Annotated in this window: 22 protein-coding genes and 3 tRNA genes; 17 read left to right on the forward strand and 8 right to left on the reverse strand. The window is 74.7% G+C overall.

What is annotated here, in order from left to right:
• Positions 1-166: 166 nt before the first annotated feature.
• Together LPA42_RS27890 and LPA42_RS27895 are read right to left on the reverse strand one after the other, a co-directional pair.
• Positions 167-697: a carboxymuconolactone decarboxylase family protein gene (locus tag LPA42_RS27890; protein WP_077936578.1), complete on the reverse strand. Its 531-nt coding sequence runs from the start codon at positions 695-697 to the stop codon at positions 167-169.
• A 2-nt stretch (positions 698-699) separates the two neighbouring features.
• Positions 700-1260 (reverse strand): peroxiredoxin, encoded by a 561-nt coding sequence (locus LPA42_RS27895; protein ID WP_077936579.1) that lies wholly within the window; start codon positions 1258-1260, stop codon positions 700-702.
• A gap of 372 nt (positions 1261-1632) precedes the next feature.
• Between LPA42_RS27895 and cimA the strand changes: the two genes are divergently transcribed.
• Positions 1633-3216: a citramalate synthase gene (cimA, locus tag LPA42_RS27900; RefSeq protein WP_077936582.1), complete on the forward strand. Its 1584-nt coding sequence runs from the start codon at positions 1633-1635 to the stop codon at positions 3214-3216.
• A 6-nt stretch (positions 3217-3222) separates the two neighbouring features.
• Here the strand turns inward: cimA and LPA42_RS27905 are convergent, their stop codons facing one another.
• Positions 3223-4128, reverse strand: coding sequence for an endonuclease/exonuclease/phosphatase family protein (locus tag LPA42_RS27905; protein WP_228986974.1), 906 nt, complete (start codon positions 4126-4128; stop codon positions 3223-3225).
• A gap of 441 nt (positions 4129-4569) precedes the next feature.
• On the opposite strand from LPA42_RS27905, the gene LPA42_RS27910 reads away from it, so the two are divergent.
• From LPA42_RS27910 to LPA42_RS27945, 8 genes are all read left to right on the forward strand, one after another.
• The gene (locus tag LPA42_RS27910; protein ID WP_043962274.1) at positions 4570-5100 is read left to right on the forward strand and encodes a hypothetical protein; all 531 of its coding nucleotides are present in this window, start codon (positions 4570-4572) and stop codon (positions 5098-5100) included.
• A 167-nt stretch (positions 5101-5267) separates the two neighbouring features.
• Positions 5268-6317: a MoxR family ATPase gene (locus LPA42_RS27915; RefSeq protein ID WP_077936583.1), complete on the forward strand. Its 1050-nt coding sequence runs from the start codon at positions 5268-5270 to the stop codon at positions 6315-6317.
• A gap of 65 nt (positions 6318-6382) precedes the next feature.
• The gene (locus LPA42_RS27920) at positions 6383-7399 is read left to right on the forward strand and encodes a DUF58 domain-containing protein (protein WP_077936584.1); all 1017 of its coding nucleotides are present in this window, start codon (positions 6383-6385) and stop codon (positions 7397-7399) included.
• Positions 7396-8355 (forward strand): VWA domain-containing protein, encoded by a 960-nt coding sequence (locus LPA42_RS27925; RefSeq protein ID WP_077936585.1) that lies wholly within the window; start codon positions 7396-7398, stop codon positions 8353-8355. Before LPA42_RS27920 ends, LPA42_RS27925 begins: the two co-directional genes overlap by 4 nt.
• Positions 8356-8426: 71 nt before the next feature.
• Complete coding sequence (locus tag LPA42_RS27930; protein ID WP_043962279.1) at positions 8427-9290, forward strand: S1C family serine protease; 864 nt, start codon at positions 8427-8429, stop codon at positions 9288-9290.
• 120 nt (positions 9291-9410) lie between these two features.
• Positions 9411-9716, forward strand: a complete 306-nt coding sequence (locus LPA42_RS27935) for a hypothetical protein (RefSeq protein WP_043962280.1) — start codon at positions 9411-9413, stop codon at positions 9714-9716.
• Positions 9717-9725: 9 nt separating this feature from the next.
• Entirely contained in the window at positions 9726-10151 is a 426-nt protein-coding gene (gene arfB / locus LPA42_RS27940) for an alternative ribosome rescue aminoacyl-tRNA hydrolase ArfB (protein WP_043962281.1), read from the forward strand.
• 194 nt (positions 10152-10345) lie between these two features.
• Positions 10346-11479: a cellulose binding domain-containing protein gene (locus LPA42_RS27945; RefSeq protein WP_228986971.1), complete on the forward strand. Its 1134-nt coding sequence runs from the start codon at positions 10346-10348 to the stop codon at positions 11477-11479.
• 210 nt (positions 11480-11689) lie between these two features.
• Here LPA42_RS27945 and LPA42_RS27950 read toward each other — a convergent pair whose 3' ends face one another.
• The 3 genes from LPA42_RS27950 to LPA42_RS27960 form a co-directional block, all read right to left on the reverse strand.
• A complete protein-coding gene (locus LPA42_RS27950; protein WP_091274494.1) occupies positions 11690-12406 on the reverse strand; it encodes a hypothetical protein in 717 nt (238 codons plus the stop codon).
• An 86-nt stretch (positions 12407-12492) separates the two neighbouring features.
• A complete protein-coding gene (locus tag LPA42_RS27955; protein WP_077936590.1) occupies positions 12493-13359 on the reverse strand; it encodes a 3-methyladenine DNA glycosylase in 867 nt (288 codons plus the stop codon).
• A 38-nt stretch (positions 13360-13397) separates the two neighbouring features.
• Complete coding sequence (locus tag LPA42_RS27960) at positions 13398-14855, reverse strand: hypothetical protein (protein ID WP_077936591.1); 1458 nt, start codon at positions 14853-14855, stop codon at positions 13398-13400.
• A 165-nt stretch (positions 14856-15020) separates the two neighbouring features.
• Between LPA42_RS27960 and LPA42_RS27965 the strand changes: the two genes are divergently transcribed.
• The 4 genes from LPA42_RS27965 (at position 15021) to LPA42_RS27980 (ending at position 16625) form a co-directional block, all read left to right on the forward strand.
• Complete coding sequence (locus tag LPA42_RS27965; protein ID WP_077936592.1) at positions 15021-15824, forward strand: fumarylacetoacetate hydrolase family protein; 804 nt, start codon at positions 15021-15023, stop codon at positions 15822-15824.
• A gap of 126 nt (positions 15825-15950) precedes the next feature.
• Positions 15951-16022 (forward strand) — tRNA-Gln (locus LPA42_RS27970).
• A gap of 133 nt (positions 16023-16155) precedes the next feature.
• A tRNA-Glu gene (locus LPA42_RS27975) sits at positions 16156-16228 on the forward strand.
• Positions 16229-16552: 324 nt separating this feature from the next.
• Positions 16553-16625, forward strand: a tRNA-Glu gene (locus tag LPA42_RS27980).
• Between the two features lie 170 nt (positions 16626-16795).
• On the opposite strand, the gene LPA42_RS27985 is transcribed toward LPA42_RS27980, so the two are convergent.
• A complete protein-coding gene (locus LPA42_RS27985) occupies positions 16796-17482 on the reverse strand; it encodes an IclR family transcriptional regulator (protein ID WP_013284529.1) in 687 nt (228 codons plus the stop codon).
• Between the two features lie 49 nt (positions 17483-17531).
• Between LPA42_RS27985 and leuC the strand changes: the two genes are divergently transcribed.
• The 4 genes from leuC to LPA42_RS34600 all read left to right on the forward strand — a co-directional run bounded on the left by leuC (position 17532) and on the right by LPA42_RS34600 (position 22682).
• Positions 17532-18974 carry a 3-isopropylmalate dehydratase large subunit gene (gene leuC / locus LPA42_RS27990; RefSeq protein WP_077936593.1) on the forward strand — a complete coding sequence of 481 codons (1443 nt, stop codon included), beginning with the start codon at positions 17532-17534 and terminating at the stop codon, positions 18972-18974.
• Between the two features lie 16 nt (positions 18975-18990).
• Entirely contained in the window at positions 18991-19578 is a 588-nt protein-coding gene (gene leuD / locus LPA42_RS27995; RefSeq protein WP_077936594.1) for a 3-isopropylmalate dehydratase small subunit, read from the forward strand.
• Between the two features lie 172 nt (positions 19579-19750).
• Positions 19751-20488: an HU family DNA-binding protein gene (locus tag LPA42_RS28000; RefSeq protein WP_198956478.1), complete on the forward strand. Its 738-nt coding sequence runs from the start codon at positions 19751-19753 to the stop codon at positions 20486-20488.
• Positions 20489-20642: 154 nt separating this feature from the next.
• Positions 20643-22682: an endonuclease/exonuclease/phosphatase family protein gene (locus LPA42_RS34600; RefSeq protein ID WP_077936596.1), complete on the forward strand. Its 2040-nt coding sequence runs from the start codon at positions 20643-20645 to the stop codon at positions 22680-22682.
• 123 nt (positions 22683-22805) lie between these two features.
• Here the strand turns inward: LPA42_RS34600 and LPA42_RS28010 are convergent, their stop codons facing one another.
• Positions 22806-23684 carry an NUDIX hydrolase gene (locus LPA42_RS28010; protein WP_077936597.1) on the reverse strand — a complete coding sequence of 293 codons (879 nt, stop codon included), beginning with the start codon at positions 23682-23684 and terminating at the stop codon, positions 22806-22808.
• Positions 23685-23694: the final 10 nt, after the last annotated feature.

Raw genomic sequence — 23694 nt, forward strand, 5'->3', positions numbered from 1 at the left:
GACCGTCGTGGTCGTCTCGGAGGGGTCGTCTCGGAGGGATCGTCTCCGAACGACCACCTACCCGGGCCCCGGGCCGCCTACACGCCGGCCCCTCGCCGGGCCGCCTGCACGCGGACACCCGCCGGGCCGCGGGGGTGCGGCGCCGGCGGGTGTCCGGGCGTACGGCTCAGGCGAGCGCGGCCTGCGCGTCGAGGGCCACGGCGGCGGCGTGCACGACGGCGGCGATGCGCAGCCCCTCGTGCACCTGCTCCCGGGTGAACCCGGCGGCGCGCAGGGTCTTCTCGTGCGACTCCAGGCAGACGCCGCAGCCGGTGATCGCCGAGACGGCGAGGCACCACAGCTCGAAGTCGCCCTTCTCCACGCCCGGCCGCGCGATGATCTGCATCCGCAGCCGGGCCGGCATCGACGCGTAGTTCTCGTCGCCGATGAGGTGCTTGGCCCGGTAGTAGACGTTGTTCATCGCCATGATCGTCGCGGCGCCCTTCGCCGCCTCGACCGCCTCGGGGGTGAGGTGGGTGGCCGCCTCGGCGGCGATCTCCCGCAGCACGACCGGGTTGCGGGCGGCGACGGCACAGGCCAGCGCCGTGCCCCACGCCTGCTCCGGCTTGAGGGTGGTGGCGCCGACGGTGGAGCCCAGGTTGAGCTTGATGTCCTTGGCGTACTCGGGCAGGGCCGCCTTGATCGCGTCGAGGCCCATCGTCAGGCCCCGGCGCCGGCGAGCAGCCTGGTGGCGTCGAGGGTGTCGCCGCCCTTGTTCCAGTTGCACGGGCACAGCTCGTCGGTCTGCAGGGCGTCGAGCACGCGCAGCACCTCGGAGACGTTGCGGCCGACGGAGCCGGCGGTCACCATGGCGAACTGGATCTCGTTGTCCGGGTCGACGATGAAGGTGGCCCGCTGGGCCACGCCGTCGGCGCCGAGCACGCCGCAGGCGTCGGTCAGCTCGCGCTTGATGTCGCTGAGCATCGGGAACGGCAGCTCACGCAGGTCGGGGTGGTCCTTGCGCCAGGCGTAGTGGACGAACTCGTTGTCCACCGACACGCCGAGCACCTGGGCGTCCCGGTCGGCGAACTCGCCGTTGAGCCGACCGAACTCGGCGATCTCCGTCGGGCAGATGAACGTGAAGTCCTTCGGCCAGAAGAAGACCACCCGCCACTTGCCCTCGTACGACTTGTGGTTGATCGACTCGAACGCCCGGTCGGCGTCCAGCGAGACGCAGGCGGTCAGTTCGTACTCGGGGAAGCGGTCACCGACAGTGAGCACGGGTCCTCCTTGACAGCGGCACGGGGCCGGTAACTTGATCGGTTCCAGATACTGCCGCAGTGGTGTTTCGGCTCGGTAGCGGCCGGATGACTTGTGAAGTCGATCACCAGCGGCGCGTTCCGTCCCGTGGGCGACCCGACCTGCGGTATGGCCACCCTCCGTGACCGTCCCGACATGTGGATTGTTCCTCCCGAAACCCGGGTGGGGGTGGCAGAGTGGCGACCGTGACCAGCACCGTCGTCATTATTGGCAACTAGCGCGCCCGGCAACCGACTCGCCGAGCGCGCAGACCTCCCGCATCCGCGGGGGGTCTTTTTGTTGGTCCCCCTCCGCCACCCCCACCCGTCCCGCCCGCGCCCGAAAGGACTCCCCATGACGTTCCAGCTGTACGACACGACGCTGCGCGACGGTGCCCAGCGCGAGGGGCTCACCTACTCGGTGGTCGACAAGCTCGCCGTGGCCCGACTGCTCGACGAGTTCGGCGTGGGCTTCATCGAGGGCGGCTGGCCGGGCGCGGTGCCCAAGGACACCGAGTTCTTCCGCCGGGCCCGCACCGAACTCGACCTGAAACACGCCCTGCTCGTGGCGTTCGGGGCCACCCGCAAGGCCGGCGTCGCCGTCGCCGACGACCCGCAGGTGCGGGCGCTGCTGGACGCGCAGACCCCGGCCGTCGCGCTGGTCGCCAAGGCCGACCTGCGGCACGTCGAGCGGGCGCTGCGCACCACCGCGCAGGAGAACCTGGCGATGATCCGGGACACGGTGCGCCACCTCGTCGCCGAGGGGCGTCGGGTCTTCGTCGACGGCGAGCACTTCTTCGACGGCTACCGGCACGACCCCGCGTACGGCGCGGAGGTCGTGCAGACCGCGCTGGCCGCCGGCGCCGAGGTGATGGTGCTCTGCGACACCAACGGCGGCATGCTGCCCTCCCGCGTCAGCGCCGCCATCGCCGACCTGACCGCCCGCACCGGCGTCGACCCGGCCCGCCTGGGCATGCACGCCCAGAACGACACCGCCTGCGCGGTGGCCAACACCATCGCCGCCGTCGAGGCCGGCGTGCGCCACGTGCAGGGCACCGCCAACGGCTACGGCGAGCGTCCCGGCAACGCCGACATCTTCGCCGTCGCCGCCAACCTCCAGCTCAAGCTCGGGCTGCCGGTCCTACCGGAGGGCTGCCTGGAGCAGATGGTGCGGGTCTCCCACGCCATCGCCGAGATCGCCAACATCGCCCCCGACACCCACCAGGCGTACGCCGGGGCCGCCGCCTTCGCCCACAAGGCGGGGCTGCACGCGAGCGCGATCAAGGTGGATCCGCTGCTCTACAACCACGTCGACCCGACCGTGGTGGGCAACGACATGCGGATCCTGATCACCGAGATGGCCGGCCGGGCCAGCGTCGAGCTGAAGAGCCGCGAGCTGGGCCTGGACCTGGCCGGCCATCCGGAGACCCTGTCCCGGGTGACCCGGCGGGTCAAGGAGCTGGAGGCCGGCGGCTGGTCCTTCGAGGCCGCCGACGCCTCGTTCGAGCTGCTGGTCCGCTCCGAGCTGCCCGACGCCGCCCCGGTCCGGCCGTTCGCCCTGGAGTCCTACCGGGTGCTGGTCGAGCACCGGGAGGACGGCTCGGTGGTCTCCGAGGCTACCGTCAAGATCCGGGTACGCGGCGAGCGGCTGATCGCCACGGCCGAGGGCAACGGGCCGGTCAACGCGCTCGACGAGGCGCTGCGGGTCGGCCTGTCCCGGCACTACCCGGAGCTGCGCGACTTCGAGCTGGCCGACTACAAGGTGCGCATCCTGGAGGGCAGCCACGGCACCGGCGCGGTGACCCGGGTGCTGGTGGAGACCGCCGACGGGGCGGGCCGCGACTGGACCACCGTCGGCGTGCACCCCAACGTCGTGGAGGCGTCCTGGCACGCCCTCGTCGACGCCCTCACCTACGGCCTGGACCGCGCCCACGTGTAGGGCGGCTCAGGCGGCGGGCAGGCGCAGCTCGGCGAGGACCGCGCGGTGGTCGCTGCCCGGCACCGCGCGCACCGACACGGACCGGACGGCTATCCGCCGGTCCACCAGCACGTGGTCGATCGTCACCGGGGGGATCGGGTCGCCGTCGTACGGGCCCCAGGTGCCGACGAGCCCGGCGCCGGTGGCGTCGGCCGCGTCGACGTACCCGGTGGCGAGCAGGTCGCGCAGCGGGGCGTGGTCGAGGGTGGCGTTGAAGTCCCCGGCGAGGATCGACAGCCCCGCGTCGGGGGTGGCCGGCGGCTGTGCCGCCAGGTCGGTGCGCCAGAACCCGACCTGGTCCAGCGCGTACGGGGCCGCCGGGTGGGCCGACTCGACCCGCACCGGCGGCCCGCCCGGCGGGGTGAGCGTCCCGTACGCCTGGGTGAAGCCCCAGCCGCCGCGGTGCTGCCGGATGCCGCCCCCGGCGATGGGGAAGCGGGCGTAGAGCCCCGAGCCGACGGTGCCGACCTGCGGGTTGAGCTGCCGGTGCGGCAGCAGCCCGGCCAGGCCGAGCCGGTCCAGCTCGGCCGCCGCGCCCGGGGTGAACTCCTGCACGGCCAGCACGTCGACCCGCAGGTCGCGCACCAGGCCGACCACGGTGCCGGCGTCGGCGGCACCGGCCAACAGGTTGGCGGTGAGCACCCGCAGCGTCGGCCCGCCGGCCCGCGGCTGCGCCGACGGCACGGCCCGGGGCGCGACCACGGCGATCAGCGCCACCGCGACCAGGGCCGCGACCGCCGCCGGCCAGCGGCGCCGCAGGGCGAGCGCGAGCAGCAGCGGCACGGGCGTCCAGGCTGCGACGTACGGGGTGAAGGCGACCGCCTGCACCGCCGGCCCCCGTTCGAGGCCGGGCAGGCGTACCGCCGCCCACATCAGCCCGGGGGCCACCGCGAGCCAGCACAGCCAGGTCCTGATCCGGGCGGCGCGACCGGCCGGGCGGGCGCGGGTGTCGGCGTAGGTGAGCACGTCGACACCGTAGCGGCAGTGCCCGACCGGCGACGCCACCCGCGCCGGGCAGCCCCCATCATGAATTGTCGAGCGTTCATGTTTCGCAATTCGAAGGGCGGGCTGAAACAGTCTGAAACGCCGCCCTCTGCCATTGACCACGCGCTTTTGGCGGTGCTACTTTCCACCTGGTTCCAGCCTCGATGTGCACGGCAATATTGGCTGCTCAAGGCGGGTGTGGGTGCTTCTCCAGCCGGCTTGGCGGCGGTCGCTCAGGCGACAATTTTGCGGTGTTGGCAGGCTCGGATAAAACCGGCTCGTTGTTTCGCGAGTCGGTCGTGTCGACACGGTCAACAAGGGGGACCTGTCATGGCAAGAATCATTTCCCGTAGGGCGGTCGCGGTCACGTTCGGCGCGCTGGTGCTGACGCTGGCCGGCGGCGGGATCGCCGCCGCCCAGACCACCACGGCGGCCAGGCCCGCGGCCCAGTCCGGGCAGCCGGGCGAACGCGCCGCCGCGCCGTCCGGACAGCCGCAGCCGACGGTGGCCGAGGCGGCGGCGGCCAAGGCGGCGATGAAGAAGGGGGTGAGCCCGTCCTACGTCAACGGCTCCACGTCCTTCGCCGTCGTCAGCAGCGCCGGCACCCTGCTCCGCTCGCGGGACGCCGTCTCCGCGACCAAGTACGGCCCCGGCCAGTACCAGGTCATCTTCAACCGCAGCCTGACCAGCGCTGCCTTCGTGGCCACGATCGGCACCACGGACTCGTGCTGCATCCCGCCGGCCGGTGAGATCTCGGTCGCGCCGCGGCTGGCCACGCCGAACGGGGTCTTCGTGCAGACGTACGACTCCACCGGCGCTCCGGCCGACCGGCCGTTCCACCTGGCCGTGTTCACTCCCTGACCCGTACGCAGGCGAGGGTGCCGGTCCCGGCGACGGGGCCGGCACCCTCGCGCCGTCCGCGCCCCCTGCGGCCTTCGGTGGCGGATGACGGTCCTCGTCCCGGTTCGGCCCGGTAAGGTGCTCGAATTCCGACGTTTGCCCGGGTGCCGGCCCGGGAAGCAAGCACCGTGACGGACATCTCGGACACCCTGGCCAGCCTGCCCACCGCGGTCGATCCCGATCCGAGCGGCGTCGAGCTGGAACAGACCCTCTTCGAGGTCAAACGCGTGATCGTCGGGCAGGATCGGCTCGTCGAGCGCCTGCTCACCGCCCTGGTCGCCGGCGGCCACTGCCTCCTGGAGGGGGTCCCCGGCGTGGCGAAGACCCTCGCCGCGCAGACCCTCGCGACCGTGGTCGGCGGGACCTTCTCCCGGATCCAGTTCACCCCGGACCTGGTCCCCTCCGACATCGTCGGCACCCGCATCTACCGGGCGTCGAAGGAGAGCTTCGACGTCGAACTCGGCCCGATCATGGCCAACCTCGTGCTCGCCGACGAGATCAACCGGGCCCCGGCGAAGGTGCAGTCCGCGCTGCTGGAGGCGATGGCCGAGCGGCAGGTCTCCATCGGTGGGCGCGCCTTTCCGGTCCCCACGCCGTTCCTGGTGCTGGCCACCCAGAACCCGATCGAGTCGGAGGGGGTCTACCAGCTCCCCGAGGCGCAGCGGGACCGGTTCCTCATGAAGATCGTCGTCGACTACCCCGGGGACGCCGACGAACTGGCCATCCTCTACCGGATGAGCACCGACCGGCCCACCCCGCGCAGGGTCCTCGACCCCGAGCGGCTGCGCGCGCTCCAGCGGCGGGCCGGCGACGTGTTCGTCCACCACGCCATCGCCGAGTACGTCGTCCGGCTGATCCTGGCCACCCGGGACCCGGGCCGGTTCGGGCTGCCCGAGATCGCGCCGCTGCTGGCGTACGGGGCGAGCCCCCGGGCCACCCTCGGCCTGGTCGCCGCCGCCCGCGCCCAGGCGCTGCTGCGGGGCCGCGACCACGTGCTGCCCGAGGACGTCCGGGAACTGGCGGTCGACGTCCTGGCCCACCGGCTGGTGCTCTCCTTCGACGCGGTCGCCGACGGGGTCGCCGCCGAGGCGGTGGTCCACCGGCTGGTCGCCGCCGTGCCCCCGCCCCGGATCGCCGCCCACCACACCGGATACGCCACCGACCTGGCGGCGGCGTGAAGGGCCCGGCCGCCCCGCCCGCCGGCTCCGCCCGGGGAACACGGGCCGCCGGGGGAGCGGGAACGGTGCCGCCGGACCCGACCCTGGCCGACCTCGCGCCGGACCGGCGGCTGCGCCGGCTGGAGCTGACCGTCACCCGCCGCCTCGACGGGCTGCTGCACGGCGAGCACCGGGGCCTGCTGCCCGGGCCCGGCAGCGAGGTCGCCGGCAGCCGCGAGTACCGGCCCGGCGAGGACGAGGTGCGCCGGATGGACTGGGCGGTCACCGCCCGCACCACCGTCCCGCACGTCCGCGAGGTGGACGCCGACCGGGAGCTGACCACCTGGCTGCTGGTCGACGCCAGCCCCAGCATGGAGTTCGGCACCGCCGAGCTGGACAAGCGCGAGCTGGCGGTGGCCGCCGTGGCGGCGGTCGGCTTCCTCACGGCGGGCTCCGGCAACCGGCTCGGCGCGCAACTGCTCGGCGCGCACGGGCTGCGCCGGTTCCCCGCCCGGGGCGGGCGTACCCACCTGCTCGGTCTGCTGCGGGCCCTGCTGGCCGCGCCGCGCGCCGCCGGGACCGACCCGGCCGCCGGCCCGCCCGCCGCGCCCGGCCTCGCCGACGGGCTCGTCGCCGTGGGCCGGGCCGCCACCCGGCGCGGCCTCGTCGTGGTGGTCTCCGACCTCCTCGACGGGCTACCGGACGACCCGGCCGACCCGCCGCCCTGGGAGGCGGCGCTGCGCCGGCTCGCCGTCCGGCACCAGGTGCTCGCCGTGGAGGTGACCGACCCGCGCGAGCTGGAACTGCCGGACGTCGGCCTGATCACCCTGGTCGACCCGGAGACCGGCCGCCGGCGGGAGGTCTGCACCGGCGACCGCCGGCTGCGCGAGCGGTACGCCGAGGCGGCCCTCGCCCAGCGCGACCAGATCCGCCAGGTGCTGCGCCGGTGCGGGGCGGCCCACCTGCCGCTGCGCACCGACCGCGACTGGTGCGCCGACATCGTCCGGCACGTGCACGCCCAGCGCCGGCTCGCCCTGGCCCCGGCGGCCAGCGGCACCGGCCGGACGGCCCGCCCCGGCGCGCTGTCGGGAGGTGCCGCGTGACCTGGCAGTCGCCCCTGCGGCTCTGGCTGCTGCTCGGGGTCGCCGCGCTCGCCGTCGGCTACCTGCTCGCCCAGCGCCGCCACAGCCGGTACGCGGTCCGCTTCACCAACCTGCGGCTGCTCGACCGGGTGGCCCCGCACCGCCCCGCGTGGCGGCGGCACGTGCCGGCCGGCCTGTTCCTGGCCATGCTGGCGTTGCTGGTGGTGGGCTTCGCCCGGCCCAGCGCCGAGGTGCGGGTGCCCCGGGAACGGGCCACCGTCATGGTGGCGGTCGACGTGTCGACCTCGATGCTCGCCTCCGACGTGGAACCGGACCGGCTCAGCGCCGCCAAGGAAGCGGCCCGGCGCTTCGTCGACGGCCTGCCCGAAGAGTTCAACGTCGGGCTGGTCGCGTTCGCCGGCAGCGCCGCCGTGCTGGTGCCGCCCGGCACGGACCGGGAGGCCCTGCACGACGGCATCGAACGCCTCGCCGAGGGCAGCACCGGCGTGCAGGGCACCGCCATCGGGGAGGCGATCAACACCTCCCTCGGCGCGGTGCGGGCACTGGACAGCCAGGCCGCGAAGGACCTGCCGCCGGCCCGGATCATCCTGCTCTCCGACGGCGCGAACACCTCCGGCATGGACCCGATGGAGGCCGCCGCCGAGGCCGTCGACGCGAAGGTGCCGGTGCACACCATCTCGTTCGGCACCCCGTCCGGGTTCGTCGACCGGGGCGGGCGGCCCATCCAGGTGCCGGTGGACGGGCAGACCCTCAAGGCGGTCGCCGACTCCACCGGCGGCGGCTTCCACGAGGCGACCAGCCGCGAGGAGCTGCGGGCCGTGTACGACGACATCGGCACCTCCGTCGGCTACCGCACCCAGCGGCAGGACGTCTCCGCCCGGTTCATCGGGCTGGGCCTGGTGCTGGCCATGGGCGCTGCGGCGGGATCGATGCGGTGGTTCTCCCGGCTGCCCTGAACGCGGCGGCCCCACCGGCCGGCCCGAGCCGGCCGGACCTCCCCGACAGACGTGGACGTGAGGAGCAGCGGATGGCAGTACAGACCGGACTGGGCGAGCCGCGCGGGCCGTGGTTCGTCTCGCCCGAGCTCGACCCCGACGGGCGTGGCCGTCGGGACGTACCCGGTGGGGGCGGGGCCGACCGGCGGCGCAGCTGGCAGGGCCGGCTGCTGGCCGCCGCCGGGGTGGTGGCGCTGTCCACCCTGTCCGGTGCGGCGGCCGGCGCCTGGGTCGCCGACTCACCCGACGTGCCGGGCCCGGAGGCGGCGTCGGCCGCGCCGGTGCCGGCGGAGCTGGTGACCGCGGCCGAGCGCACCGTGCCGGGGGTGGTGTCGGTGCTGGTGGGCGGGGCCGCCGGAAGCTCGGCGACCGGGTCCGGGTTCGCCATCGACGACCAGCAGCACCTGATCACCAACGACCACATCCTCGCCAAGGGGGGCGGCGGGGCGGTGACGGTGGAACTGCCGGACGGCCGGCGGTTCGCCGCCGAGGTCGTCGGCCGGGAGCCCGGCAGCGACCTGGCCGTGCTGCGGGTGCCGCCGGACGCCGGCCTGGCCCCGCTGCCGCTGGCCAAGCCGGGCGCCACCCGGGTCGGCGAGCCGGTGCTCGCGGTCGGGTCCCCGCTCGGGCTGGCCGGGACCGTCACCGCGGGTATCGTCAGCGCGCTCGACCGTCAGGTGCGCCTCGGCACGAACCGGCACCGCGCCGTGCAGACCGACGCGTCCATCAATCCGGGCAACTCCGGCGGCCCGCTGGTCAACGCCCGAGGTGAGGTGGTCGGGGTGAACACCGCCATCGCCACCATCGACGGCAGCGGCTCGATCGGCATCGGCTTCGCCATCCCGATCGAGCAGGTGCAGCAGAGCGCTGACGCGATCATCGGAAAGGGCGGCTGACCTGGGCCGGTCCGCGCTCCCGGGCCGCTCCCGGGCGGCGCGGAGGGGAGAATTGGCAGATATTGGGCGTGGGATCATCGGCCCATGGAAATATCACGCTGAGTATGGATACTCGCGAGGATGGAGCGAGAAGTCATCGCGGCCCTGCTGGTGGTGGGCCTCCTCGTCGGATGCGGCGTCGGGTCGGCGTACGCGCGGGCCCGCCGCGGATGGGCCGACTACCGCACCGCGCGCAACACCGTCCCGGGCGCGCGCCGCGCCGCCTTCGGGCTGATCCGGGCCGTCACCACGAAGGTCGGCGTGATCGCGCTGCTGCTCGTCGGGGCGGTCGCGTACGCCGCCGGCTCCGGCGACGACCGCGCGGGACCGGCGCCGGGCCCCTCGGCGACCCCCACGGCCACGCACGGTGCCCGGGCGGGGCGCTAGCCTGCTCACGTGGACGACGGACTGCGGGTGACCGACCGGCTGGTCGTGCCGGCCGCCGAGCTTCGGGAACGCTTCTCCCGCTCGTCGGGGCCGGGCGGGCAGGGCGTCAACACCACCGACTCGCGGGTGGAGTTGAGCTTCGACGTCGCCGGCTCGCCGAGCCTGCCCGAGCCGTTGCGCGCCCGGGCCCTCGACCGCCTGGCCGGCCGGCTCGTCGACGGGGTGCTCACCATCGCCGCCAGCGAGCACCGGGCCCAACTCGCCAACCGGGAGGCGGCCCGGGAGCGAATGGCGGCCCTGCTGCGCGAGGCGGTCGCCCCGCCGCCCCCGCCGCGCCGCCCGACCCGCCCGTCGCGGGGCGCGAAGGAACGCCGCCTCGCCGACAAGAAGCGCCAGGCGCAGCGCAAGCGCGACCGCCGGGTCGACGGCGACTGACCGCGCCGCGCGCTGCGCCGTCCGTGCCGCGCGCTGCGCCGTCCGTGCCGCGCTGGCGCCGTCCGTGCCGCGCCGGCTCGGGGCGGAACGTGGGAGGCGGTTGAGCGCGACGCCGGGGTCTGCTGGAATGGATCCGGGAGCAACAGGGCCGTCACCGACCGCGTACGACGCCACGTGACAGGAGTTCCTCCGCCATGCCCCGAAAGCCCTTCCACTCCGCCTTCCTCGCCGCCCTGGCGGCCGTGCCGCTGACGCTGCTGCTCGGGCTCGTCGCCGCGCCGCCCGCCCTGCCGGCCGCCGCCGACCCGGTGCGCGTCATGCCCCTCGGCGACTCCATCACCGGCTCGCCCGGCTGCTGGCGCTCCATCCTCTGGAACCGCCTCCAGTCCACCGGCCACACGAACGTCGACTTCGTCGGCACCCTCGGCCCGCAGGGCTGCGGCCAGCCGTACGACGGCGACAACGAGGGCCACGGCGGATACCTGGTGACGAACGTCGCCAACCAGAACCTGCTGCCCGGCTGGCTCTCCGCCACCGACCCGGACGTCGTGCTCATGCACTTCGGCACCAACGACGTGTGGAGCAACATCGCCCCGGCGACCATCCTGGCCGCGTACTCCAAGCTGGTCGACCAGATGCGGGCCAGCAACCCGGCGATGCGCGTGATCGTCGCGAAGATCATCCCGATGGCCCCCGCGAGCTGCGCCGAGTGCGGGCAGCGGGTGGTGGCGCTCAACAGCGCGATCGACGGCTGGGCGGCGGGCAAGACCACCGCGCAGTCGCCGATCGTGGTCGTCGACCAGTGGACGGGCTTCAGCACCGCCGCCGACACCTACGACGGGGTGCACCCGAACGCCGCCGGTGACCAGAAGATGTCGGACCGCTGGTACCCGGCGGTGGTCGCCGCGCTGACCGGCACCACCCCCACGGCGACTCCCACGGCCACCCCCAGCGCGACCCCCACGGCCACGCCGACGCCCACCCCGCCCGTCACGCCGACGGTCACCCCGACCTCGAACCCCGGCGGCGGGTGCACGGCCGTCTACCGGATCGTCGGGCAGTGGCAGGGCGGCTTCCAGGGCGAGGTGACCGTGCGCAACACGGGCACCGCCGCGCTGGGCGGCTGGACGGTCCGGTTCGGCTACGCCGACGGCCAGCGGATCAACCAGGCGTGGAACGCCGACGTGACGCAGAGCGGAACCGCGGTCACCGCGCGGAACGTGGGCTGGAACGGCGGCCTCGCCCCCGGTGCCGAGGCGACCTTCGGGTTCCTCGCCAGCGCCGGCTCCAGCAACCCGGTGCCGCAGACGAGCTGCGCCACGTCCTGATCCCCGGCCGGGCCGCGCGCTCGGGCTGACCGCCCCGCCGCCGCCACCCTTCGTTCCCGTCCCTTTGCTCTGCACCCTGATCCGCAACAGTCACCGTCGGTGACCGCTGCGCCCGTGGGTGCAGAGCAAAGGGCGGAGAAGTGGTGGGTGGGGGTGGGGTGTGGATGGGGCGGTCGGTGGAGGTCGGCGCGCGGCGCCGCCGGCCCGCCGTCAGCGGGTGTGGTGGTGCGCCGGCCCCGGCAGCAGCCAGTGGTTGAAGTCCCAGCTGAAGACCGAGGTGCAGGTCATCCGCTGGACGCCGGGCTTGAAGCCCCACAGGTCGAGCCGGCCGAGGCCGTGGGCGGCCAGCTCCGCCGCCGCCGGATCGGTCGTCGCGAGGTCCGTGTCGTCGAGGACCACCAGGCCGGACGGGGCCAGGTACTTCGGCGCGACCCGGGCGCAGACGGTGCGGGAGGCGCCGTCGATCACCACCACGTCCCAGGGGGCCCCGTCGGCGATCGCCGTCACGTACGGGGAGTCCGCCGAACCGTCCCACCAGCCGTCGGCGCAGGGCACGTGCCGGATCTCCCCGTTGGCCGGCTGGGGGAGCTGGGCGAACCAGGCCGCGTCGTGCTCGACGGAGACGATCTCGCCGACCCGGCCGGGCCAGGCGAACCAGGACGTCGACGACCCCGAGCCGTACTCGAACACCCGCACGCCGGGGTGCAGCACCTCGTCCAGCCACCGCACGGCGGAGTAGCTGAGCCAGGGCAGCGGCCGGCCTTCGCCGTCGACGGGTGCCGCGCCCACGGACCGGTGCCAGCCCTGCCCGCGCAGGGTGGCCAGGGCCTCCAGCGACGTCCGCGCCTCGCGGCGGGAGCGCGGAATGCCGGGCGCGGTGCGCAGGATCAGGCCCCGCGCCCGCCCGGCGAGTGATCGTCTGGTCATGGTGCTCCCGTTTCCTCGGCCTCGCGCGTACAGGGAGCCAACGAACGACGAGTGCAAAAGGTGATGAAAGGTGCGAAACGGGGGTGTCAGGCCAGCGCGGCGAGCAGGCGGGCCCGCAGGCCGGCGGCCCGCTCGGCGAAGCCCCGCTGGGCGGCGGCGTACTCGGCCCGTCCCTCCGGCGTCTCCACCCGCACCGGCGGGTAGCCGAGCGCGGCGAGATCGTAGGGGCTGGCCCGCATGTCCAGGGTGCGGATCTCGCGGGCCAGCGCGAACGCGTCCGCCACCAGCTCGCTCGGCACCAGCGGCGACAGCTTGTACGCCCACTTGTACAGGTCCATGTTGGCGTGCAGGCAGCCCGGCTGCTCCAGCTCGTGCTGCCGCTCCCGCGTCGGGGTGAGCACGTTCAGCGGCCGGGCCGGCGCGGTGAAGAACCGGTACGCGTCGAAGTGGCTGCACCGCACGCCCCGCTCCTGCACGACCTCGGCGGTGCGGGCCGGGCTGAGCCGCAGCGGCCACGCGTTGTGGCGTATCTCCTCCTGGGTCTGCCGGTAGACCATCGCCCACTCGTGCATCCCGAAGCAGCCCAGGTGCGCCGGCCGGCCCGCCGTCGCCGCGAGCAGGGCACGGATCCAGCCGAGCGATTCGGCCCGCCGGGCGCGTACCGCATCGGTGTCGAGGGCGAGCCCGGCGGACGTGGCGCGGTAGTCCCGGCCGAACTCGGCCGGGTCCGCGCCGCGCAGCACGACCCCCGCGCCCGGGTGCCAACGGCGCAGCTGTGCCGGACGGTGCGAGTAGTAGGTGAAGAGGAAGTCCTCCACGGGGTGCTTGTGCCCGGCGCGGCGGCGGGCCAGGTGCGGGGCCAGCCACGCGTCGACCCGCTCCTCGTGGGCCCGCCGCCGCGCCTGCCAGTCGGCCAGGTCGAGCGGCGCGGCGGGAGCGAGGGCGGCGGTCACCCGACCAGCGTACGGCCGCCGCCCCCGCCGACCCCGCGTCAGGGCACGTCGACCCGGACCCCGGCGGAGAACACCCCGCTGCGCAGCTCCAGCTGCCTGGGCCGGTCCGTGCCGTCGACCGTGAACACCAGCGGCAGCACCAGCCGGCTGCCCGCGGCCAGGGGCTGGCCGAAGACGTCCCGCCCCTGGTTGGCCAGTCGGGTGGCGGCCTCGTCGGTGCTGACCCAGGTGCCCCCCGGCAGGTACGCCCGCTGCATCTCGCCGTGCCAGGTCTGCTGCTCGGGGGTGAGGTTGCGCACCCCGACCGTGGCCTGGCACTGCCGCCCGGCGGCCGACGACGCCGACGGGCAGGCGATCCGGTAGACGGTGAACTCCAGCGCCTGCTCCCGCAGCGGCATGCCGATCACGCCGGTGGTGCTGGTGCCCACCCACGCGCCGGTGCTCGGCTGCTTGGTGGTGTCGATCGCGGCGACCCGTCGGGTGGCCGTCAGCGTCGCGGCGAGCACCACGCCGGCCAGGACCGCGGCGGCCGCCCCCACCAGCAGCCACACCGGGGGCCTGCGGCGGCGGGCCACGGCGACCGGCGCGACCGGACGGGGCTGTCCGCCCTGGCCGGGTGCCGCCGCCGGGGCCGTGCCGGAGGACCCCGCGCCGGTGCCGGCGTAGACGGTCCCCGCACCGGCGGGCCGGTTCCCCGCACCGCCGGATCCGGTGCGCCCGCCGGTCGACGCGGCCGTGGCCCGGGCGCGGCGGTGCCGCTGCCACCACCAGAGCCCGCCGGCCGTGAGCAGGAACACCCCGGCCAGCGCGGCGAGCAGCGCCGCGGGCCGCCGCCAGGCCGGCGCGTCCGTGGCCTGGGCCACCGGGACCGGTGAGCGGTCCCAGGTCGCGGTCGCGCAGTCGTACGGCCGGTCGCCGCCGGCGGCGAAGGCGCAGGCCGGTGCGGACAGGGCGCGGCCCGGCGCGGCGGTGGTGAGCGCCGTGTGCAGGGTCGTGGTGCTGCGCGGCGGGAGCCGCAGCTGCCAGGTCACCTCCGTGGTGGTGGCCGAGCGGCTGGTCCGCCCCCCGGGCGTGACCCAGGTCGCCGACGTGCCGGGCGGCAGCTCCTGGCGCACGGTGGTGGCCACGGGCATGCTGCTGGCGTTGCGCACCTGGACCTGGTAGCCCGGGGCCGGCGTGCCGGCCGGCGTGACCGCCACCGTCACGGCGGACGGTCCGCCCCGCGTCGGCACGACCACGGACGGGGAGACCAGTGGCGGCGGCGCGGGGGCCGCGGGCGTCGCGGTGCCCGTCGGGGTCGCGGTGTCCGTCGGCGTCGGCGCCATCGTGGCCGCCGCCGCCCGCAGCGCCCCCTGTGGCGGTGCGGCTCCGGGTGCGGTGGCCGCGGGCGTGACGGGCTTCGGGGCCACCGTGGGCAGCGCCGGCACGGCGGCGAGAATGCCCAGGCAGTGCACGAACACTGCGAGGGCCCTGTGGTGTCGTCTCGATGCAGGCATACGAACGAACCTCCGGTAGCCGACGCTAGGTGCGGCTCCCCGCCGTGCGGGTACGAAGCGGCGAACCCGGCCCGCGGCGGCGGCATCCGGCGTACGCTGGCCCGCCGCGCGCCGCCGAGCGCCCGGTGCCGGTGCCGCCCGGGGCGGGCGGGCTAGATTGGCCTGGTGCGTATCGCTCGTTTCGCTCATGCCAAGGGAATGTCGTTCGGGGTCGTCGAGGGCGAACCGGGGGCGGGCCCGGAGGGCCTGACCGTCGCCGAGATCGAGGGTCACCCGTTCGGCCAGATCCAGTTCAGCGGCGCCCGGTGGGCGCTCTCCGACGTCCGGCTGCTCTCCCCGATCCTGCCCAGCAAGGTGGTCTGCGTCGGCCGTAACTACGCCGAGCACGCCGCCGAGCTGGGCAACGACGTGCCCAAGGAGCCGCTGCTGTTTCTCAAGCCGTCCACCTCCGTGATCGGGCCACGGGACGCCATCCGGCTGCCGATCTTCTCCAAGCAGGTCGAGCACGAGGCCGAGCTGGCCGTGGTGATCGGCGCGCCGGGGGCCCGCCGGGCCGACCGGGCCGCCGCCGAGCGGGCCATCTTCGGCTACACCTGCGCCAACGACGTCACCGCGCGGGACCTCCAGCGCTCCGACGGGCAGTGGACCCGGGCCAAGGGCTTCGACTCGTTCTGCCCCATCGGCCCGTGGATCACCACGGGGCTCGACGTGACCGACCTGGAGGTCCGCTGCGAGGTCGGCCGCAACCCGGACGAGATGGAGGTACGCCAGCTCGGCCGCACCCGGGACATGGTCTTCGACGTGCCGGCCCTGGTGTCGTACGTCTCGCACGTGATGACGCTGCTCCCCGGGGACGTGGTCCTCACCGGCACGCCGGCCGGGGTTAGCCCGCTCACGGAGGGGGATACGGTCACCGTGCGTATCGAGGGGATCGGGGAGCTGAGCAACCCGGTCGTCCCGGTGACCTGAGTCGTCGGGAAGCCCGAAGCCGCAGGCCAGATGCGGTTTCGGGCCCCCGATTTGGCCTGTGGGGGGCGGGAGGGTAAAGTTTCTCTCCGGTGCCGCAAGGCGCCGAACGGCACCGCGAGGTGCCAATGGGGTATGGGGTAATTGGCAGCCCGACTGATTCTGGTTCAGTTAGTCTAGGTTCGAGTCCTGGTACCCCAGCAACCGGCGTTCGTGAGAGTGTCGGTCGCTGGATCAAGTCGGAGAGCGCTCCGGCCCGCGCAAGCGGGCCAGAATGATCTCTGGTAGTTTTCAGCGGCACCGCCCGGCAGGGTGGTGGAGCAAGACAGGTTCTGGCCCCGTCGTCTAGCGGCCCAGGACGCCGCCCTCTCAAGGCGGTAGCGCGGGTTCGAATCCCGTCGGGGCTACAGGTTATCCAGCCCGTCTCACTGTGGTGAGGCGGGCTGATTTGCGTCCCAGGCCTCGTGCCGGCGGTCGGCCCGGTGCCGGCCTGCTTCGTGCCGAGCCTGCTTCGGTGCCGGGCCGGTTTGGTTCCGGCGTTCTGCCTCGTGCGGGCCCGCCTGTCTCGCGCCGGCCGCCCGTTCTCGTGCGGCCCGTTCTCGTGCGGGCGGCCTGTCGCGTGCCGGCCCGGGATGCCGTGGCGCGACGCGCACCCCTGTGCGCTCACCCCTGGGGTCCGTCGCTAGAATACAGCGGCACCGTCCGGCAGGGCGGTGAAGCAGGAAAGTTCTGGCCCCGTCGTCTAGCGGCCCAGGACGCCGCCCTCTCAAGGCGGTAGCGCGGGTTCGAATCCCGTCGGGGCTACACCCAGGAAGGCCCGTCTCACCCCGATGAGCCGGGCCTTCCCCCATTCCTCCGCCCCCTGCCCGCCCCACCCACTCCGTGTCGGTGATCAAGAGATTTGCGTCAGGTTCGGTGCGACAGATGACGCAAATCTCTTGATCACCGGGGGCGAAGGGGGCGGGGTGGGTGGGTTAGAGGCCGCTCAGGCGTTGGCCGGCTCGGACGACGGCCATGGCGTGGCGTTCGCCGGGGCGGCGGCCGAGGCGTTCGATCGGGCCGGAGATGCTGATCGCGGCGATCACCCGGCCCGTGCGGTCACGGATCGGGGCCGAGACGCTCGCCACACCCGCCTCCCGCTCGGCGACGCTCTGCGCCCAGCCGCGGCGGCGCACCTCGGCGAGGGTGCGTCCGGTGAACTTCGACCGGGGCAGCAGCGGCATCACCGCCTCCGGTGGCTCCCAGGCCAGCAGGATCTGCGCCGCCGAACCGGCGGTCATCGGCAGCACCGAGCCCACCGGGACGGTGTCCCGCAGCCCGCTGGCCCGCTCGGCGGCGGCCACGCAGATCCGCTCGTCCGCGCGGCGCAGGTAGAGCTGGGCGCTCTCCCCGGTGGCGTCGCGCAGCGCGGCCAGCAGCGGCTCCGCCGCCGTCAGCAGCACGTCCGGCGCGGCGTTGGCGAGCTCACCGAGCCGGGGGCCCGGGCGCCAACGGCCCTGGGTGTCCCGGACGAGCATCCGGTGGATCTCCAGCGCCTGTGCCAGCCGGTGCGCGGTGGCCCGGGGCAGCTTGGTGCGTTCAACGAGTTCGGCCAGGCTGGCGCCGTCGACACAGGCGGCCAGGATGACCACCGCCTTGTCGAGAACGCCGACACCGCTCATACTGTGTCCCACAAGCCGAAATTTACCTCCCAGAATTTAGGATGTCCAGATGGTGGGAGACACTCGACCGAGGACCCTGGCCGAGAAGGTCTGGGACGCGCACGTCGTCCGGTCCGCCGACGGTGAACCGGACCTGCTCTACATCGACCTGCACCTGCTGCACGAGGTCACCAGCCCGCAGGCCTTCGACGGCCTGCGGCTCGCCGGCCGCCGCGTGCGCCGCACCGACCTCACGCTCGCGACCGAGGACCACAACACCCCCACGGGGTACGCCGACCCGGCGTTCTCGCAGCGGCGCGGCGACCTGCTCACGATCGCGGACCCCACCTCCCGCACCCAGATCGAGACGCTGCGCCGCAACTGCGCCGAGTTCGGCGTGCGGCTGCACCCGCTCGGCGACGCCAACCAGGGCATCGTGCACGTCATCGGCCCGCAGCTCGGCGTCACCCAGCCCGGCATGACGATCGTCTGTGGCGATTCCCACACCGCCACCCACGGCGCCTTCGGCGCGCTCGCGTTCGGCATCGGCACCAGCGAGGTCGAGCACGTGCTGGCCACCCAGACGCTGCCGCAGGCCCGCCCGAAGACGATGGCCGTGAACGTCACCGGCCAGCTCGGCCCCGGCGTCACCGCCAAGGACCTGGTGCTCGCCCTCATCGCCCAGGTCGGCACCGGCGGTGGCCGCGGCCACATCGTGGAGTACCGGGGCGAGGCGATCCGCGCGCTCTCCATGGAGGGGCGGATGACCGTCGCCAACATGTCGATCGAGTGGGGCGCCAAGGCCGGCATGATCGCGCCGGACGAGACCACCTTCGCGTACCTCAAGGGGCGGCCGAACGCGCCCCAGGGGGCCGACTGGGACGCGGCGGTGGAGTACTGGCGGAGCCTGCCCACCGACGAGGGCGCGACGTTCGACGCCGAGGTGACCCTCGACGCGAGCCGGATCACGCCGTTCGTCACCTGGGGCACGAACCCGGGCCAGGGTGCGCCGCTGGGCGCGGCCGTCCCCGACCCGGAGGAGTTCGCCGGCGAGTCCGAGCGGGCCGCCGCCCGCCGCGCGCTGGAGTACATGGACCTCACCCCCGGAACTCCGCTGCGCGACCTCTCCGTCGACGTGGTCTTCGTCGGTTCCTGCACCAACGGCCGCCTGGAGGACCTCCGCGCCGCCGCCGACGTGCTGCGCGGACACACGGTCGCCGACGGCGTACGGATGCTCGTGGTGCCCGGCTCGGCCGCCGTCCGGGAGGCCGCCGAGGCCGAGGGGCTGGACAAGGTCTTCACCGACGCCGGGGCCGAGTGGCGGTTCGCCGGCTGCTCGATGTGCCTGGGCATGAACCCGGACACGCTCGCCCCGGGTGAGCGTTCCGCCTCGACCTCCAACCGCAACTTCGAGGGCCGCCAGGGCCGGGGCGGACGCACCCACCTGGTGTCGCCGCCGGTCGCCGCCGCCACCGCCGTGGTCGGCCGGCTCGCCGCCCCCGCAGACCTGTAGAAGGGCAGCCGCACAGATGGACAAGTTCACCGTGCACACCGGCACCGCCGTGCCGCTGCGCCGTTCCAACGTGGACACGGATCAGATCATCCCCGCCGTGTACCTCAAGCGGGTGACCCGGACGGGATTCGCCGACGGGCTCTTCAACGCGTGGCGGGAAGACCCTTCATTCGTGTTGAACGATGCCGCGTATTCGGGTGCGTCGATTCTTGTGGCGGGCCCGGAGTTCGGCACGGGGTCTTCCCGGGAGCACGCCGTGTGGGCGCTGCGCGACTGGGGGTTCAAGGCGGTGGTCTCGCCCCGGTTCGGCGACATCTTCCGCGGCAATGCCCTCAAGGAGGGTCTGCTGCCGGTCGAGTTGGAATTGCGGGCCGTCGAGGAGTTGTGGTCCCTCGTCGAGTCCGACCCGACCACCCCGGTCACCGTCGACCTGGCGTCCCGTGAGGTCCGGGCCGGGGACGCCACCTGGTCCTTCCCCCTCGACGACTTCAGCCGCTGGCGGCTGATGGAGGGGTTGGATGACATTGGACTCACTCTTCGGCACGAGGCCGACATCACCTCCTTCGAGCGCGGCCGGAGGCCGTTCCTGCCCTCCGTGGCATAGCCGTACGCCCGATCCCGCATCGGTTTCCGCCCCCACCGGCCTCGCCGGTGGGGGCGAATCCGTTACGACACAAGGGCTTTTTTCCACCGAATGTTTGTGTCCAGGCAGCACAGGGCATACCGTGCGCGCAGAATGGCTCGCGTCGAGTCAGTTGCACAATCGGGAGGAAGTCGTGAACAAGGCCGAGCTCATCGAGGCGCTCGCCGTTCGCCTGGGGGACCGGAAGACGGCGACGGCCGCGCTCGACGCGGTCCTCGCTGAGGTCCAGGCGGCGGTCACCAAGGGCGAGAAGGTGGCGATCACCGGATTCGGAGCGTTCGAGAAGCGCGTCCGGGGTGCGCGAACAGCGCGCAACCCGCGTACCGGCGAGGCGGTGAAGGTCAAGAAGACATCCGTCCCGACCTTCCGGGCCGGCGCCGGTTTCAAGGAGATGGTGGCCAGCGGGAAGGTGCCGAAGGCCACGGTGGCGGCGAAGAAGACCGCCACGGCCGCCACCAAGGCGACGACCGCCAAGGCCACCACGGCCAAGGCGGCCGGGACCAAGGCCACCACGGCCAAGGCCACCACCGCGAAGGCGGCCGGTGCCAAGGCCACCGGGGCGAAGGCCACCACGGCCAAGGCGGCCGGGGCCAAGGCGACGGGGGCGAAGGCCACCACCGCGAAGGCCACCACCGCGACGAAGAAGGCCGCCCCGGCGAAGGCGACCAAGACGACGGCGGCCAAGACCGCCACCAAGAAGGCCGCCCCGGCGAAGAAGTCGGCGGCGGCGACCAAGTCGACCGCGGCGAAGAAGACCACCACGGCGGCGGCCAAGAGCACCACGGCCAAGAGCACGGCGGCCAAGAGCACGGCGGCCAAGAAGGCGCCGGCGAAGAAGTCCCCGGCCAAGAAGGCGGCCACCAAGCGCTGACCGGCCGGCACCGTCCCGCGGGGCGCCCACCCGAACCGGGGGCGCCCCGCGGTGTGCGTGGGCCGGACAACCCGCGCCGTCCCCACCGTTGACCGGCGGCGTGCCCCGCGCGGAGAATCGCCGAACCCCTCAAACGGTCGGCGAAAGGCAGCCCGTGCGCTACCGCCACCTCAGCACCGCCGCGCTTGCCCTCGGCATCGTCGTGCTCACCGACGTGCTGCGGGTCTTCCTCCCGTCGGTCATCACCATCTTCGGGCAGGCCGCCACCACCCCCGCCGAGCTGCTCGGCGCGTTCGCGCTGGGCTGGTTCGTGCTCGCGCTCGCGTTCCCTCCGCTGGTCCGCCGGCTCGGGGCGCGGCCCGTCACGCTCGCCGCCGCCGTCGCGCTGGGCGGCGCGCGGCTCGCCCTCACCGCCGCACCGGGCGGCCGTACGCAGCTCTGGCTGGCCACCGTCGGCCTCCTCGCCGGACTGCTCTGGCTGGCCGGCACCGCCGCCACCACGGGCCGGCCGGTGCCGGGGCTGGCGCTGGGCATCGCCCTCGGCGCGGTCGTGCACGCGGTGCTCGGCACGTACGACCTGGTCTGGCGGGGTGGCCCGGTCGGGTGGGCCGGCAGCGTGGCCCTCGTGGCGGTGTTCCTGGTCGCCGCGGCCCGTCCCGCGCGGCCGGCGGAACCGGGCGCGGCCCGCGCGTGGCTGCTCGCCGGTCCGGCGTTGCTGCTGACCGGCCTCGTGGCGCTCTCCCCGGCGGTGGCCGCGACGGCCGCCTCCTACTGGCGCGGCCCCGGCGGCGGGCTCTCCTGGCCACCGGAACCCGGCGACGTACCCACCCTGCCGGCCTGGGCGGTCGGCATCTTCCTGCTCGCCGCGCTGGCCCGGCCGCCCCGGGGGCGCTGGCGGGTGGCCGGCCCGCTGGCGCTGGTGGTCGGCGCGGTGCTGTTCGCCACCCGCGACGCCGGGCTGCTGGGGCCGGCGGTCGTGCTGACCGCCGCCGGCACGGGCGCCTGCCTCGCCCTCGCCGACGCCGTGCCGCCCGCCGCGTCACCCGGTGCCGCCGTGCCGCCCGTCGCTGCGCCGCCCGTCGCCGCCGTGCCGCCTGCCGGTGCCGCGCCGCCCGTCGTCGCCGCGCCGCCCGTCGTCGCCGCGCCGCCCGCCGGTGCCGCGCCGTCCGCTGTCCCGTCGGCTGCCGCCGCGTCGTCCACCCCCGGGGTCGCGCCGGGCCGGCCCGGCCTCGCGGCGGTGCTCGGCATGCTGCTCTTCGCCGTCGCTGCCGTCGGCTACTACGCCGCCTACGACCTCGGCTACCCCAACGCCGCCGTGCCGGTCGCGATGGCCGGCCTCGTCGCCGCCGTGGCCCTCGGTGGGCCCCGGCGGGCGACGTCCACGCCGCCCCGACGGTGGGTTCGGGGAACCGCCGCGGCCTGCGGCCTCGTCGTGCTCGTCGCGACGGGACTGCCGTCGGGCGCTTTCGCCCCGCTGCGGCCCGGCACGCCCCCGGCGGCGGTCCGGGTGGTGGCCTACAACATCCGGATGGGGTTCGGACTGGACGGTCGCTTCGACCCCGACGGGCTCGCCCGGGTGGTCGCGCGCGAGCGCCCCGACATCGTGGTCCTCGGCGAGGTGGACCGGGGCTGGCTGCTCAACGGTGGCCACGACACCCTCGCCCTGCTCGCGGCGCGGCTGCGCATGCCGTACGTCTTCGCGCCCGCCGCCGATCCGCTCTGGGGCGACGCGGTCCTCGGCCGGTTCCCCCTGACGGCGGCCCGCAGCGAGCGGCTGGCCGCGGTGGGCGCGCCCACCGGAGCCCAGGCGCTCGGCGTCACCGTGGACCTCGGCGGCGGCGTACGCCTCGCGGTGGTCGCCACCCACCTGCAGCCGCCGCCGGGGCGGGAGCCCGTGGCGCAGGCCCGCGCGGTGGCGGGCTTCGCCCTCCGGTACGCCGCCGGACTGCCTCTCGTGCTCGCCGGTGACCTCAACACCGAGCCGGGCGCCCCGGGCTATGCGGAGTTCACCCGTGCGGGGCTGGTGGACGCCCTCGCCTCGGCCCGGCCCCTGCCAACCAGCCCGGCGGACGAGCCGCGCGAACAGATCGACCACGTGCTGGTCTCGGCGGGCATGCGCGCCGCCGACCCGGTGGCACCCCGCAGCACCGCCAGCGACCACCTCCCGGTCGCGGTGACCCTGGCCCTGCCGTGACGCCCGTCCACCCTGCCCCGCCCTGGCCCTGCCGTGACGCGCCCGCCCGCTGCGTCGGGCTGCGGGTGTGGGTGGTGAGAGGGGCACCCTTCTCTACCGTATGCGTTAAGAAGGGGCCCTTCCTTACCAGCGGTCGGCGGCGAGGAGGCGGTCGGCGGCGAAGGCGAGCAGCCAGCCGCCGCCCTTCTCGGTGGTGAAGTCGCCGGCGCGGCCGGTGAGGCGTTCCAGCGCGCCGGGCATCACCTTGCCCTGGCTGCACGCCCCGGCCGCGCCCCCGGCGGCGGCCAGCTCGGCCAGGCAGGCGGCGGCGGCCAGCGCCCGCTCGTGCGGGTCCTGACCGGGCCGCGGCTCGTCCAGGTCACCGGTCACCTCGACCGGCAGGTCGAGCAGGGCGGCGGCCGGGTCGAGGGTCTGCACGCAGCGGCGGGCGGACGCGGACAGCAGCCGGGTCGGGCGGACCAGCGCCACCAGGGGCGCGAGGGCGTGCGCCTGGGCCCAGCCGGTGGCGTCGAGCGGCCGGGCGGAGTCCGGCCCGGACCAGGTGCCGCGCTGGCCGGCCTGCGCGTGCCGGACCAGGGCCACCGTCGCGGTGACCGGCGGGAGGGCGGCGAACGCGGTCAGCACCTCGGCGTCGTGCGGGTAGCTGACCAGCCGGGCGGCCTCCCCGACGGGCAGCCAGCGGATGTCGTCGACCTCGGTGTCGGGCTGGAAGCCGCCCGTGTCGACGGCCCGCATCGACCAGTAGTCGACGACCTTCGGCCGGCCCTCGCTGCGGTAGCGCACGGTGGGCAGCCGCACCTGCGGCACCGCCCGCACGTCGGCCTCCTCGGCGACCTCCCGCACGGCGGCCAGCAGCGGGTGCTCGCCCGGCTCCAGCTTGCCCTTCGGCAGCGACCAGTCGCCGTAGCGGGGGCGGTGCACGAGGCAGACCAGCACGCCGCCATCGGCCTGCCGCCAGGCCACCCCGCCCGCCGCCCGGATCACGCGTTCCCCCTCCGGCATCCGCTCAGCC

It is taken from the genome of Micromonospora sp. DH13 (genome assembly GCF_020873825.1).
In the GTDB taxonomy this organism is placed as follows: Bacteria; Actinomycetota; Actinomycetes; order Mycobacteriales; family Micromonosporaceae; genus Micromonospora; species Micromonospora haikouensis.